The sequence below is a fragment of the Clostridium sp. LS genome, from assembly GCF_002760435.1.
GTDB lineage: Bacteria > Bacillota > Clostridia > Clostridiales > Clostridiaceae > Clostridium.
The window spans coordinates 1-14,245 of sequence record NZ_AUUU01000103.1; the positions used below are offsets into that span (position 1 = coordinate 1).

Here is a 14,245-nt window from a genome sequence, read left to right on the forward strand (position 1 = left end):
CCTTAATCATTAATTATCCATCATTCGTTATTCATTACTAATAAAACGTGGCGCAGGCACTTTGTTCGTTAGAAAATAAAAGTACGAATTAAATTGTGAATAATCTATTTTAAAATAAATTATTTTTGGGCTATTACACCATAAAAATTATCGCCTATATCTAAGGTGGTAATATTTATAAAGCCAAGGGTATCCAAAGCTTTTACTAAATCCATTCTATCTAATCTTTGATCAATAGGAGGGCCAAATTCACTATCGATTTTTTCCCATTCAATAATGGCAATCTTTCCTTCAGGAGATATGATTCTTTTTATTTCATTCAAAAATTTTTTTATATCATAAGCTTCGTGAAGTACAAAGCTAATGAAAGCAAATGTAACTCCATTGCTTTCCAATTTTAAATCATTTTCTTCTGTCAAAATAATTTCTATATTTGAAATGCAATTATCCTGTACTTTTCTATTAACATCTTCGAGCATTTCAAGGGATAGATCAAGGGCAAATATTTTGCCGTTTTTTCCTACAATTTTGGACGCAGGAATAGTGAAATATCCAATTCCACAGCCAATGTCTGCCATTACATCTCCTTTTTGCAAATCAAGGTTAATAAGAGTTTGTTCTGGTGGAAGCAGTTCTCTTCTTTTTTCATTATCAAGCTTATGCTTATTATTTGCATTAAATTTATGTATCATTGTTCAAAATGCACCTCCAAAGATTTCAGCTCATTTATAATCTTTTCTTTGTTTATTATAATTTATAGATTATAAGTATTGTTTACCTTTATAACGTATATAGTTATAAATCAGAAACCAATATACAGAAAATAGTATTACCTTATATAGAAATTTTAAATGCAATAATAAACTTATAGTAATATAAAAAAGAATTGTTTAATGTGATTTTATCACAGAATACTTATTAGTGTTCTGCTAAGTTAAAATTATAGTTAAAATAATTTCAAATAAGGAAGTGTAAATGTGAAAAATAATAGATTTATTACTGGTCTCATATTGTTAAGTATTTTAGTTTGGGGCGATGGGAATTTAAAGTATTTAGGGTTAATAGGTATAATTCCTATACTATCAGGCATATTTGATGTTTGTCCTTTATGTTTGGTTTCAGGTAAGAGATTATGCAAGATAAAATAGTAGATGCTTTTATTAGGCCACCTAAAAAAATTCCGTTGTTTTTAAAAATAGGAATATATGTATCTAAAAAAGTGACTAAAAAAGATTTACTTGTTCCTAAACTTCTTGCCTGGTACCCAAAAGTTGCTATAAGTTCTGGCATTCTTGAATCTATGGTAGCTCATGGTAAAGGTGATCTGAATAAACGTATTTTAAAGCTTGTAAGAATTCAGACGTCTTTAAGCGTATCATGTCCATTTTGTATAGATATGAATTCATTTAAATATGAAGAAGATGGAATAACAAAGGAAGAAATGTATTGTCTTACAGGAAGATATAATATTGATGATATATCTACATTTAATATTAGAGAAAAATTAGCAATAGAGTATGCAAAATTTATATCACAAACGCCAATTAAAATACCAAAGGAGCTAATTGAAAAAATAAAACTTAACTTTACTGAACGTGAAATAGTTATTATGGCAAGTACTGTAGCTCAGGTTAATTATTGGGCGAGATTAATACAAGCATTAGGTGTACCTCCAGAAGGCTTTTCTAACAAGTGCGATATATAAAAAATAAAGCTTCTTTTGGAGCTTTATTTTTTATATAATTTGTATTTATGGTAAATATAGCTATGATATAATATGAACAAGAGGATCATATTAAAGATTCTTGAATACTATTTAAATAAAAATAGGTTAAGGAGTATGGATATATACGAAGGAGCAATGACTGTGTTAACGCATATTGGGACAAATCAGATTGAAACGGAAAAATTGATTTTAAGAAGGTTCAAATATACAGATAATGAAAGTATGTTAAGCCATTGGGTAAGTGATCATGAAATTCAATCTATGTATTCTGAGCCAGTATACAGAACGAATGAAGAAGTTAGGGTGTTACTAAATAAATATATAAGTTCATATGACAAAGATGATTAAAGGAGGATAATAATGTACAAGCCTTGCGTATGTTATTACAAAAATGAATTCGGAATAGAATATGTTTATTGCAATGGATCAAAGGTATCATATTCAGAGCACAATCATGTTTCTGTTTATACTATTTTATTGCTGTTATCTGGAGAATTATTACTAAAAAAGCAAAGCATAAATTATGAATTAAAACCGTCTATGTACCATATAATCAAGCCATATACAACTCATAGTATATCGTTAAAAGGCAGTTTTTACAGTATGATATCAGTTTGTATAAATAAAACACTATTTGAGAATAGTACAATAGATAATCTGAAGATGATAATAGGTAAAGATTTAGAATACTTTACTAATATGAATATTATTAATTATGAACAGAGCAGGCTGTTGTTTAGTGGTTTGGAAAAGCTTTATACAAGAGATAATAAGAATCTAGTGGAAAAAAACATGAATTTATTAGCAAGCTATATTGAAGATAATCCAGAATTAGAACTAAATATAAATAAGATGTCAGAAAAAACTAATATAAGTAAATATCATTTAATAAGACAGTTCAAAAAGGAAATTGGATTAACACCACATAAATTTCAAATTCAAAATAGGGTGCGTAAAGCTCAGCGTATACTCAATTGTAATTATTCCATAATAGACGCTGCATTAATAGCAGGATTTTATGATGAAAGTCATTTTATTAGGCATTTTAAAAATATTATGAGAATTACGCCAACAAATTATAAAGAATCATATATAAGATTGCCAGTAAAAAAATAGATACCTTGAAGTGTTACCAAGTATCTATTTTTTTGTTGTCTAACAAAAAATTCTAGAATGTAATTTTAGCAAAGAGCAGGAAAGAATTTTGCAAATAAATATAATCCATCATTTCCAGCTAGCACTTCATGTTGTATATTAGCAGGAAAAATAGATATAACACCAGGGGTATAATTAAGTTTAATTCCATTATTAATGCAAACGCCGGTGCCACAAATGACTTCATGAGTTTCTAATTGTGTTTCATGTAGATGCATTTCTATTTTTTTATTTGGAGAAATACGGACAAGATGAAAGCTGAATTCACCATTTGTATCTTTTGATGTTATTATATGTTTTAGTTCAACACCGTCAAAGGTTGGATGCACAGACCAAACAATTTTTTCAAAGGAAATTTCCTTATTAGGAAGAAGTAGTTTTCCTTCATTAAATTTTTCAAATAGCATTTTATTTTCCATAATTAATCACCTCGAAATTTTTAATTTATTTGTTTAAATTGAGTATAGCAGTAATAATAAAATGCTTATTGTACAAAATTGCTATAGATTTATCAAATTTTAAAAGTATGATTATTTAATAAAAAACAAGTTATGATTGTTAGATAAATAAAGGAAAATAATACTAAATTTTAAAATATGATATAATTATTTCAATATTGCAAAGAGTTTAAGATAAAGCAATGGATTTAAAATTAGATAATTAGGCGGAAATTTCGTAAAACAGATATGAAAATTAGTTATGTTAAATGGAGGTAAAAGGGTGAAATTAAAAGTTTTAGTAGATAACAATACTTATATTGACCAATATTATTATGGTGAACCAGCAGTTTCATACTATATTGAAGATGAAGATACTAAATTGTTATTAGATGTTGGATATTCTAACTTGTTTATTAAAAATGCAAATGAGTTAGGTGTAGACTTAACAAAGATAGATGCTATCGTAATTTCACATGGTCATGATGATCATACAAGAGGATTAAAATACTATTTTGAGAAAAATAACAAAAAGAATATTTCTATTATTTCTCATCCAGATGCCTTTAAAGAAAAGATGATGGACAATTTAAAAATCTGTTCTCCCATTTTGCAGGAAGAGCTAAAAGAAAAATGTAATTTAATCTTATCAAAAGAACCTAAAAAAATTAGCAAAAATCTAATATTTTTAGGTGAGATACCACATCTGAATAATTTTGAAAAAAGAGAACCTATAGGCAAACAACTTGATGATAAAGTATTAGTAGAGGATTATGTAATGGATGATACAGCACTTGTATATAAAAGTGAAAATGGTATCTATATTATTACAGGATGTTCGCATAGTGGAATATGCAATATAGTAGAGTATGCAAAGCAAGTGTGCAAAGATAGCAGGGTACTTGGCATTGTAGGAGGTTTTCATTTATTTGAAGTAAATGAACAGGTATATAGAACTATAGATTATCTAAAACAGAGCAATATTAAAGAGTTATATCCTTGTCACTGCACTTCATTTATTGTTAAAGCAGAAATACATAAATCAATACCAATTAAGGAAGTTGGCGTAGGATTGGAAATAAACTGGTGAAACTAAATTTAATGCAGCATTTTACAAAAATTATTAATGAAAGAAGTGAGTTATATGTATAATTGTGCTTTATGTACCATTCATGCATGCAATAAAAAAGAATTAGATAAAGCTCCTAAGAATTGTCCAAGTATTGATAATGAAATTGAAAAAATTAAAGAAGTTTATAAAGATGAAGAAAATCTAAAAATTGCTAAAGCATCAGCATTAGTTGTGAGTGAAGGATATTGTGAAAAAACAAGATTAGAAGAAATAATGGATTTTGCTAATAGATGTGAGTTTAAAAATATAGGTATTGCATTTTGCATTGGTTTATCAAGCGAAGCTAAGATTTTAAGTAAAGTTCTTAGATATAATGGATTTGTTGTAAATTCTATAATTTGTAAAAATGGGGGAATCTCAAAAGATTTTATTGATATAAAGTCAGATGTTCCAATGTGTAATCCTATTGGACAAGCAGAGTTTTTAAATGAAGCTAAAACGGATTTAAATATACTTTTGGGATTATGTGTTGGACATGATTCTTTATTTATAAAATACTCAGAAGCTCTAATAACTGTTTTTGCAGTAAAAGATAGAGTTTTAGCACATAATCCATTAGGGGCTATATATCAAGCGGAATCTTATTATAAGGATAAATTGTTTCCTGAAAAATAACAAATCCAAAACTGTTATGAGAATTTTTCATCAGGCATGAAAGTAAAGTGTAATTATCTTATAGGAGAATACTAATTCTATGAATTATCTCTCTTCCATAAGTGCTATTTCAGCATTTTTACTTTGACTAATTGTAAGCTTCACATTACCATTCGCATTATTTCCAACAAGCTTAAGCACATATTCTCCATTTGATAATTTTAGTGTTTTTCTTCCATGGTCTGTGCCAATTAATATGTTTTCTATTTCTTTTTTAGGATTAACCAAAACTATTTTAAAATCACCACTATTAACTTTTGAGTCATAGTCTAGTGTGATTTCGCCATTTTCTTTTGAATTTATACTCCAAATTGCATCGACACCTAAAAAACCACTATATTTTAATGATAAATTGCGATCAGAATCTTTTGTAGTATCTGCTGTTGTATATATGTGATTCTCACTTGTCTGCGCTATTTTTTCATTATCGTTATATATATTACTATAGACAGTATTTCTATTATAGCCCATGTTACAACCATTGATAAAGCTGATTAAAAGTATTAAAAATAGGCTTGAAAATTTATTTTTTATATTCAAGTTTAGTCCTCCTCATGCAATATAATCTATTTTTATTAGGGATATTATATTTTGTGTAAATAAAATATTTTTACTCAAAATTATCTGATAAAAATAGACAGTTTATTGATGATGCACAATTAATATGAAATAAAATATATATTAATTCAGCCTGCCCTTATAGAGGTTATATAAGGTTAGGCTTTCTGTTTTTTGTCGGAATGCTGTATTATAGCATGGTAAATGCATTATCATGTTGTAATATGGATTTAATAATATTCAAACCTTTTTCAAGTTCGGTTAAATCTTTTGGAGCAGTTATTGAAATACGAACAGCAGCAGGAACAGAGGCATTCCCAATAGCAAAACGTTCAGCACAGTAAACTTGTACACCAGCATTTTGGGCACATGTTTCAAAGATTTTCCCATTCCAGCCTTCTGGTAGAAGCAACCATCTAAAATTACAATATTTATCCCCAAGAATATCAAAGCCGTCAAGAATAATATCCGTTAAGTTACTTCTTTCAATTATCATATTTTTGCGTTCTCTTATTATTTTGTCTCCAGTAGGAGAATTTATAAGCTGATGAACAATTTCAGCATTTAAAGGTGATACCATCATATTAATATTATAAAGTGCTAACTCTAAAGTTTTCTGATAAATATGTGGTGTATACATAAAAGAAACACGAAGTCCAGCGCATAATACTTTTGATGTACTCGAAATATAAATTGTATGCTCTGGAGCTAAGGCTGCAATTGGAATAATAGGAGCCTCGCTTAACATGCTGTTTATACCATCTTCAATAATGATTAGATTGTATTCTTTTGCGACTTCAGCAATTTCTTTTCTTGTATTAAGCGACATTGAATGTGTTGTTGGATTTTGATGATCAGGAATTAGATATATTCCTTTCAATTCATTATTTTTGCAATAATTCTTCAAAGCAATAGGTGACATTTCATTCATTTCCTGCATAATTGGAATTAACTGAATTCCTAACATTTTGGCTAAAGTTTTCACTCCAGAATAAATTAATGGATCAGTACCAATACGATCTCCAGATTGAAAAAGAGATGACAATATAGCGCATAAAGAATTTTGCCCACCTGAAGAAAGGAGTATATTTTCTTCATTTACATACAAGTCTAATTTTTTCAGCCATTTCATTCCAGATAATCTTTGGGCAAGAGTACCACAAGGTGAAGAGTATTCTAAAAATTTATCAGCGTTTGCCTGGTGTAACATATTCTCAATGAATTTAACTACATATTTATTTTGCTCATATGGGGGATATGTAGCACCCATTTCAATTAAATTTTTAGTATTTGATGGATTTAAAAGAGTGCTGTTAACATTAACATCAGATGAAATGTAGGTTCCCCTGCCTACTTCTCCACTTATTAAACCTTTCTGTTCGCATAATTTAAAAGTTCTAGAGATGGTGCTTAGGTTAACATCTAAAAAATCAGCAAGCTCTCTTTGGGGTGGTAGTTTATCTCCTGGTTTTAAAACTCCATTTTTTATGTCTTCTTCTAGTAAATCTGATAATACTTTATATAAAGGTCCTTTTTTATTAGTTAAATTTGGTTTCCAAGTCATGGGATAATTGTCAAAGGAATTGACAGGCATATATATACTCCTTCCAAATTTAAAATTAAATTGTTTTGCATACAATTATAATATTGTATGCAAATATATGCAATGCTATAATTTGAAAAAACAATATTCTCTTTGGTGGTGTATAAAAATGGTTATTTTAGAAAAAACGTATATTTCAAATTTAACATTAGAGTATTTAAGCAATAATAATGTACCACTATTAATAAAACAGGAAGATGTGGATATTCCAATTTTTGATACAACTACAATACATTCCGTTTATGCTGTTGAATTTCCTTTAGCTAATTAAATTCAACAATCTATCAATACATAGCTTTAAAATAGAAGGAGGAATTTTTATGAATAATACAATTACAAGAAAAGAAGCAATTGATTTACTAAAAAAATACAACAAGGAATCATTTCATATACTTCATAGTTTTACTGTAGAAGGGGTTATGAGGTGGTATGCTGAGCAACTTGGTCATGGTGATGAAGTAGAATACTGGGGAATTGTAGGCCTTTTGCATGATATTGATTTTGAAATGTGGCCAGAAGAACATTGTGTAAAAGCACAAGAATTATTAAAAGAGGCTAAGGTAAGTGATGAAATGATTTATTCTATATGTAGCCATGGGTATGGTATTTGTGTTGAACTTAAACCTAATCATATTATGGAAAAAGTATTATTTGCTACAGATGAATTAACAGGACTAATAGGTGCAGCAGCAAGAATGCGTCCTTCAAAGAGTGTTATGGATATGGAGCTTTCAAGTTTAAAGAAAAAATTCAAAGATAAAAAATTTGCTGCAGGATGTTCAAGAGATGTTATTAAGCAGGGAGCAGAAATGCTTGAATGGAGTTTAGATGAACTTTTAGAAAAAACAATTGCAGCAATGAGATCATGCGAAGAAGTTGTAAATGATTCTATGAAGGAATTTGAATAAATATAATTAATAAAAAACGAATGAAACATAAAGTCTCATTCGTTAATTTTTATTCAACAGTCCATTATTGACTCTATATTTATAGGGTCTTTTTTCTTTAAAATAGCGCCTAAATGCTAAATTCTTTCTAAGTTATTTGTAAGTAGCGTGGAGTATGTTCTTGTTAATCTATTGATGATTACATCAGATACTTATCTCTCTTTTTAGTGTGGTTATATACATTTTTACAATATCATAATCATAAACTTTAAATTGAAGGGGGTCAATGTATATTTATTTTGATTTTTAGTCTATTATAGAGCACACATACAATACTTATATTGTACGTAATAAAAATAGTTCAATATTTAACTTATAGTAAAGTAATATCTATTGGAGGAATTAAATTGACCAGTGGAAAAGCATGTCCACTTACAGAAGTTAAGATTCATACCTCAAGGAGAATCGCAAATGATGTTGTGGGAATGGTTAAAAATAAAAATTCAAATAAGATCAATGCTATATGGATGGAAGTAACGGGCTGCTCAGGAAATATAATATCCTTGCTTAATAGTGAAAACCCAGGGCTTTATGACATTTTAACTAATATAGTGAATTTTACTTATAATAATACACTTATGGGTTCAGAAGGAGAGTTTGCTTTTGAAAAATTTTTAGAGACATTGGATTCAGAATTTATATTATTAGTAGATGGGGCAGTTTCAACAAAAGAAAAGGGACGTTATAACATTGTAGCAAATTATAATGGAAAAAACATTACGGCATTAGAAGCAATACAATTAGCCGGAGGTAAGGCAAAGTATGTTGTAGCTGTAGGTACTTGTGCTTCTCATGGCGGAATATCTGCTGCAAAACCAAATCCTTCAGAAAGCAAAAGTGTACAGGAAGTGCTAAACCGCCAGGTTATAAAGCTGCCTGGATGTCCTTGTCATCCAGATTGGGTAGTTGGTACTTTAGCACATTTGGTTGGTTACGGTGTTCCTGAGTTAGACAATGAGGGAAGACCTCTTCTTTTTTATGGAGTTACAATTCATGATAATTGTACAAGACGAGGATTTTTTGATAAAGGTATTTTTGCACAGAAATTTGGTGAAGAAGGTTGTATGTTTAAATTAGGCTGCAGAGGACCTGTCACAAAAACTGACTGCTCAAGGAGAAAATGGAATGGATACGTTAATTGGCCTATTGGCGATAATACAAATTGTATTGGATGTGCACAATCACAATTTCCAGATGGAATGGAACCATTTGTAAAGTATTAGGAGGAGTTATGGGCAAAACAATAACTATAGATCCAGTAACTAGAATCAGCGGTTTTTTGGAAATAAAAGCGGAAGTAGAAGGGAATACAATTGCTAAAGCAAATGCTAGTGGATTGCTTTTTAGGGGATTTGAAAAAATGTTAAAAGGAAGATCACCTTTAGATGCTGTATATTTTACAGAGAGAATTTGTGGAATATGCTCTACGGCTCATTCTATGGCTTCTACCTTAGCTTTAGAAGATGCATTAAAAGTAACAGTTAGTTTGAATGATAATTATATTCGGGATGTTTTGCATGGCTTTGAGTTTATACAAAATCATTTAAGGCATTTTTATTTGCTTTCTATACCAAGCTACGCAAAAATATCTAGTGTTAAACTAATAGAGGAACAGCAATATACTGATTACAGATTACCAGATAAAATAGATAAAAAAATTGAGGAAGACTATGTTAAAAGTATTGAACTTAGCAGATTAGCGCATGAAGGACTTGCGCTTCTTGGGGGAAAAGCTCCACATAATCATGGGATTTTTGTAGGAGGAGCTACGGTAAATATAGATGCATATAAATTAGAAAAGGTTAAAAGCATTATTAGAAATATAGAGTCTTTTGTAAAAAACACAATGAAAGAAGATGTGGGAATAATTTCTAAATATTATGCTGATTATTTTAGAAAAGGAGAATCTTATCCATACTTTATGACTTATGGAGTATTTGATAAATATGAAGATCCAGAGATTACTTATGTTAAACCAGGAGTAATGAAGAATAATATTTTATATGCTTTAGAAGCAGATAAAATCACAGAGCAAATTCATTATTCGTGGTATAAGAAAGATGAAGGATTAGAAGAAGTAGATTTATCTAAACCAGATGCATACACGTTTATAAAAGCTCCTCGTTATTTAGGTATGCCTATGGAGGTTGGCCCTTTAGCGCGATTAATAGTAAGTGGAGAATATAAAAATGGACATTCATGTATGGATAGAAATATTGCAAGGGTGTTAGAAACAGAAAAGATACTGGGAATAATGAAAAAACTTGTTGAAAGAATAGAGTTAAAACCTAATAATCAGAAGGTTTATGATATTCCTGAAAAAGCTTATGGAGTTGGTATGATAGATACTACCAGAGGTGCTCTTGGACATTGGATTGAAATAGATAAAAAAGTTATTAATCATTATAATATTATAACACCTACTGTATGGAACTTATCACCTAAAGATGAATCAAATATTCCAGGAACTATAGAAAGAGCGCTGATTGGAACTAAATTAAACAATATTAAAGAGCCTATAGAAATTGGTCGTATTGTAAGATCCTTTGATCCTTGTGTGTCTTGCGCAACTCATTTAATTGGAGGCGCAGATGATACAGAAATAGTAGAGGTTTTAGTTTGAGTAAAGATATAGAAATAGATAGTGTAAAGAATATGCCATCTAACATCAAAGTAATTGCCATGGGAAACATTCTAATGAAAGATGATGGTATAGGAATTGAAACGGCAAAGAAGATAGAAGAAAAGCTTCTAAAAAAAGGCATTAATGTTATTTATGGAGAGACCGATGTTCAATACAGCATTTCTAGTGTACAAGAAGATGACTATATATTTATTTTAGATGCAGCATATTATGGAAAAGAACCAGGTGAAATCATTCGTTTAACACTAGACACTTTCGTTTCAAAGAGAAAGGGATATTCCCAGCATAGTTATAATTTCATAGATTTATTAAAGCTTTATTATCCTAGTTCTAAAGGAGAAATTTATGGAATTGAGGTTAAAGAAGTTGAATTTGGTTTGGGATTAAGTGCTGAATTACAAGATAAATTAGAAGTTATTTCTAAAAAGATTTTAGATGAAATAGAAAAATATATAGTAAAAAATAAGTGAAGGGATAGATAAAATATGCATGATACTATTTTATTAAGTAAGATTTCAGAGGAATTAAAAAACATATGTACAACCAATAATATTAATAAAGTTAAAATATTTACTGTTATTGTAAATCACAGAAGTCATATTAATGAAGATAATCTTTATGATCATCTTCAGCATGCTTATGGGAATTTAGTTGGTGAATGGACAAAAATTAATGTACAGAGAGAAGATATACAAGATCAAATTGCCATTCTTAAAAGTATTCAAGGGGAACAAAGTGAAAAATAGAAGAAGGCCTTTAAAGATTGATAATAAGTGAACTCTAACATTTCAATCATCTCCTTATTATACTTTTGTTTGTTAATTTAATTATAATTTGGATGATTGAATTTTGTTAGAGTTTTTTATTAAAATTTAACTAGCACAACGCGTTAGATTAATGTTTTATAAGTTTATAGGAAGCAGAAATAGCAAACAATATGCTAAGTGCCACATAAAATCCTATTCTAAAATCACTTACACCTAAGCTAATAATAAGAAAAATCATTATAACTGCAATTGTTATAATTGCACTTAGTCTTCCTTTAATAAGTGGTGAGTCATATATTTCATTTTTTTCTCTGTGTTTTAGCCATATTAAGTAAGTAAATAAATTGATAGTCCAATTAAAAAATGAAAAATATGATGAGGAAGATATTAAATAATTAAAAAGTTTTGTTCCTAAAGCAAATGCTATTAAAGCAATTAATATTGAAATTACTCCAGTTGTAAGCCAGGAATATTTAAATAGTCCTTTTGCTGTGGTATTTTTTAATTGTTTTGGTGCTTCATTTGCTTCTGATAATGATGCAAGTATTTGAACACAACTGTAATAGGTGCCTATCATTACAGAAAACGTTGATATCAATATAACAGCATTTATTAATGCAGATGCCCATTCGTAACCAATACTATCAAAACTTTGAACAAATGGAGAAATATCAGTGTTGATTAAATTCCATGATACAGTAGAAACAATAACAAACATAGAAAGTATATAAAGAAGGACAATTCCTATTGTTAAAATTATTGTTGCCTTAGGTATTTCTGTACGAGGGTTTCTCACCTCGGAAGTTGCCATAGCCACTGTACTAACTCCAGCGTAAGTGAATACCACTATTAACATTGATTGGAGGAAACCAGATACTCCATTAGGAAAAAATGAAGTGAAGCTGGTAAATGGATTTGATGGTAGAGTAATTCCATTTCCAAATATGAAAAAGACTCCTAAGGCAATAAAAAAGATTATTACAGCTATTTTTGCTATGGACATTACAGATTCTATGTATCCAAAGTACTTAGTCCCGAGTCTGTTTATAAATATTACTATAATTAAAGAAGCTAGAGCAAATACAGAAGATGAAATATTAGGAATCCAATATTTTAAGAATATTCCTGTGGCAATTGCTTCAGAACCTAACGTTAAGATTCCAGAGGTGAATATTGCCCAACCTAATAGAAAACCTGTAAATTTACCCATATATTGCTCTGTGTATACGCGGAAGGAGCCTTTAACTGGTCTATTTATGCTTATACTTGTCATTGAACCAAGTACTTGAGACATTATTAAACCGCCAAAGATGAATGCAAGTATTACAGAAGGACCTGCTTCTCTTATGGCTAAACTTGAACCTAAGAAAAAACCGCCTCCAATTACTCCACCAATGCCTATTCCTGCTAAACTATAGGCATTTAAACCATTTTTTGATGAATCCGTAGTAGTATTGTTTACAGAACCGTTCTGTTTCGAAAATATCATTTTCATCACTCCTTAGTAAAACTACTCTTAGTATTCAGTTTTTATCAAAGAAAATATACTTCTAAAAAATTGCATAATAGTATTAGTGTGAAATTATATTTATGTAAAAACTTATTTCTAAAGTGGATAAAAGATGATATTATTATTTATAGAAAGGAAGCGAAATTCTTGGAAGCATGTAAAGTTTTTGAATCGTTAAATGATAGATGCAAATATATTTTTAGCATTATGCAGGAAAGTGGCCCTATAACTAAAAATGAGTTAATTAATTTAACAAAAATAAAATTAACTACGTTAAATAGGGAACTTAAGATTTTACTTAATGAAAAGATTATAGTAGAAAGTGATATTGGAGAATCTACAGGAGGAAGAAAGCCAAGTTTATATGATGTAAACCAAGAAGGATTTTATATTATTGGAATTGATATCTCAAGAATCTATACTAAAATAATTATAACTGATTTGAAATTAAAAATAATAAAAGAAAGACTATTAAGTCATGAATATGATATTGAAACTATATCTGAAATTATTCCAGGCTGCATAAGTGAGTTGTGTATAAAATTACAAATAGAAAAATCATCAATTGTTGGAATTGGAATTGGAATAGTTGGTGGATTTAAGGTTTATCCATTATATGAGATATTAAAAAAAGAATATGATACCATGATATGCATTGATAATGGTGCTAATGCTGCAGTTATTGGAGAGTATAATTTTGGACTTGGAAAGGGGAAAAAGAATATTGCTTATATTAACTGTGGTATGGGAATAAGAACAGGAATTATATCATCGGGTGTTTTAATTCAGACAATTAACAACTTGGAAGATGCTTTTGGACATATGATTGTCGAGGCAAACGGAAAATTATGTTCTTGCGGAAATTATGGATGTATAGAAAGCTATGTATCAATATCAAATATAACGGAAAAATTTATTGATAAAATGAAAGAATGCAATCCAACAGGATTAAATAAAAATTTAAATAATATTATTTATAGAGATGTTTGCAGCTTAGCTGAAAGGGAAAATGAAGTTGCCGTTAACATTATTAAGGAAGCAGCATTATATTTTGGTATTGGACTTTCAAATTATATAAAGTTGTTTAATCCAGAGCTGATAATTTTAAGTGG

General features: G+C 29.2%; 18 protein-coding genes. 13 read left to right on the forward strand and 5 right to left on the reverse strand.

What is annotated here, in order from left to right; translation table 11 throughout:
- Window positions 1-119: 119 nt before the first annotated feature.
- Window positions 120-692, reverse strand: coding sequence for a class I SAM-dependent methyltransferase (locus COL3_RS20645; RefSeq protein WP_008425797.1), 573 nt, complete (start codon window positions 690-692; stop codon window positions 120-122).
- 285 nt (window positions 693-977) lie between these two features.
- Here COL3_RS20645 and COL3_RS20650 point away from each other — a divergent pair, with 285 nt between their 5' ends.
- The 4 genes from COL3_RS20650 (at window position 978) to COL3_RS20665 (ending at window position 2,842) form a co-directional block, all read left to right on the forward strand.
- Window positions 978-1,148, forward strand: coding sequence for a DUF2892 domain-containing protein (locus COL3_RS20650; RefSeq protein WP_008425800.1), 171 nt, complete (start codon window positions 978-980; stop codon window positions 1,146-1,148).
- Window positions 1,133-1,705 carry a carboxymuconolactone decarboxylase family protein gene (locus COL3_RS20655; protein ID WP_008425802.1) on the forward strand — a complete coding sequence of 191 codons (573 nt, stop codon included), beginning with the start codon at window positions 1,133-1,135 and terminating at the stop codon, window positions 1,703-1,705. Before COL3_RS20650 ends, COL3_RS20655 begins: the two co-directional genes overlap by 16 nt.
- A gap of 135 nt (window positions 1,706-1,840) precedes the next feature.
- Window positions 1,841-2,074: a hypothetical protein gene (locus COL3_RS20660; protein ID WP_008425805.1), complete on the forward strand. Its 234-nt coding sequence runs from the start codon at window positions 1,841-1,843 to the stop codon at window positions 2,072-2,074.
- A 12-nt stretch (window positions 2,075-2,086) separates the two neighbouring features.
- On the forward strand, window positions 2,087-2,842 hold the full coding sequence (locus COL3_RS20665; protein ID WP_008425807.1) for an AraC family transcriptional regulator: 756 nt from the start codon (window positions 2,087-2,089) through the stop codon (window positions 2,840-2,842).
- A 65-nt stretch (window positions 2,843-2,907) separates the two neighbouring features.
- Here the strand turns inward: COL3_RS20665 and COL3_RS20670 are convergent, their stop codons facing one another.
- Window positions 2,908-3,300, reverse strand: coding sequence for a cupin domain-containing protein (locus COL3_RS20670; protein ID WP_008425809.1), 393 nt, complete (start codon window positions 3,298-3,300; stop codon window positions 2,908-2,910).
- A gap of 301 nt (window positions 3,301-3,601) precedes the next feature.
- On the opposite strand from COL3_RS20670, the gene COL3_RS20675 reads away from it, so the two are divergent.
- Both COL3_RS20675 and COL3_RS20680 read left to right on the forward strand, forming a co-directional pair.
- Window positions 3,602-4,408 (forward strand): MBL fold metallo-hydrolase, encoded by an 807-nt coding sequence (locus COL3_RS20675; RefSeq protein ID WP_008425811.1) that lies wholly within the window; start codon window positions 3,602-3,604, stop codon window positions 4,406-4,408.
- 54 nt (window positions 4,409-4,462) lie between these two features.
- Window positions 4,463-5,065 carry a DUF1847 domain-containing protein gene (locus tag COL3_RS20680; protein WP_008425813.1) on the forward strand — a complete coding sequence of 201 codons (603 nt, stop codon included), beginning with the start codon at window positions 4,463-4,465 and terminating at the stop codon, window positions 5,063-5,065.
- Between the two features lie 84 nt (window positions 5,066-5,149).
- Here COL3_RS20680 and COL3_RS20685 read toward each other — a convergent pair whose 3' ends face one another.
- Window positions 5,150-5,644, reverse strand: coding sequence for a hypothetical protein (locus COL3_RS20685; protein WP_008425815.1), 495 nt, complete (start codon window positions 5,642-5,644; stop codon window positions 5,150-5,152).
- Between the two features lie 208 nt (window positions 5,645-5,852).
- The gene (locus COL3_RS20690; RefSeq protein WP_008425817.1) at window positions 5,853-7,256 is read right to left on the reverse strand and encodes a PLP-dependent aminotransferase family protein; all 1,404 of its coding nucleotides are present in this window, start codon (window positions 7,254-7,256) and stop codon (window positions 5,853-5,855) included.
- Window positions 7,257-7,374: 118 nt separating this feature from the next.
- On the opposite strand from COL3_RS20690, the gene COL3_RS29400 reads away from it, so the two are divergent.
- From COL3_RS29400 to COL3_RS20720, 6 genes are all read left to right on the forward strand, one after another.
- The gene (locus COL3_RS29400) at window positions 7,375-7,536 is read left to right on the forward strand and encodes a hypothetical protein (RefSeq protein WP_008425819.1); all 162 of its coding nucleotides are present in this window, start codon (window positions 7,375-7,377) and stop codon (window positions 7,534-7,536) included.
- Between the two features lie 49 nt (window positions 7,537-7,585).
- Window positions 7,586-8,173, forward strand: coding sequence for an HD superfamily hydrolase (locus COL3_RS20700; RefSeq protein WP_008425821.1), 588 nt, complete (start codon window positions 7,586-7,588; stop codon window positions 8,171-8,173).
- 386 nt (window positions 8,174-8,559) lie between these two features.
- Window positions 8,560-9,435, forward strand: a complete 876-nt coding sequence (locus COL3_RS20705; protein ID WP_008425823.1) for a hydrogenase small subunit — start codon at window positions 8,560-8,562, stop codon at window positions 9,433-9,435.
- Between the two features lie 8 nt (window positions 9,436-9,443).
- Window positions 9,444-10,835, forward strand: coding sequence for a nickel-dependent hydrogenase large subunit (locus tag COL3_RS20710; protein ID WP_008425825.1), 1,392 nt, complete (start codon window positions 9,444-9,446; stop codon window positions 10,833-10,835).
- The gene (locus tag COL3_RS20715) at window positions 10,832-11,326 is read left to right on the forward strand and encodes a hydrogenase maturation protease (protein WP_008425827.1); all 495 of its coding nucleotides are present in this window, start codon (window positions 10,832-10,834) and stop codon (window positions 11,324-11,326) included. The genes COL3_RS20710 and COL3_RS20715 overlap by 4 nt, the downstream gene beginning before the upstream one ends.
- Before the next feature lie 15 nt (window positions 11,327-11,341).
- On the forward strand, window positions 11,342-11,602 hold the full coding sequence (locus tag COL3_RS20720; RefSeq protein ID WP_008425829.1) for a hypothetical protein: 261 nt from the start codon (window positions 11,342-11,344) through the stop codon (window positions 11,600-11,602).
- A gap of 148 nt (window positions 11,603-11,750) precedes the next feature.
- Here the strand turns inward: COL3_RS20720 and COL3_RS20725 are convergent, their stop codons facing one another.
- Window positions 11,751-13,112: an amino acid permease gene (locus tag COL3_RS20725; protein WP_008425832.1), complete on the reverse strand. Its 1,362-nt coding sequence runs from the start codon at window positions 13,110-13,112 to the stop codon at window positions 11,751-11,753.
- An 87-nt stretch (window positions 13,113-13,199) separates the two neighbouring features.
- On the opposite strand from COL3_RS20725, the gene COL3_RS20730 reads away from it, so the two are divergent.
- On the forward strand, window positions 13,200-14,245 hold a 1,046-nt coding region (locus COL3_RS20730), incomplete at its 3' end, for an ROK family protein (protein WP_242982166.1).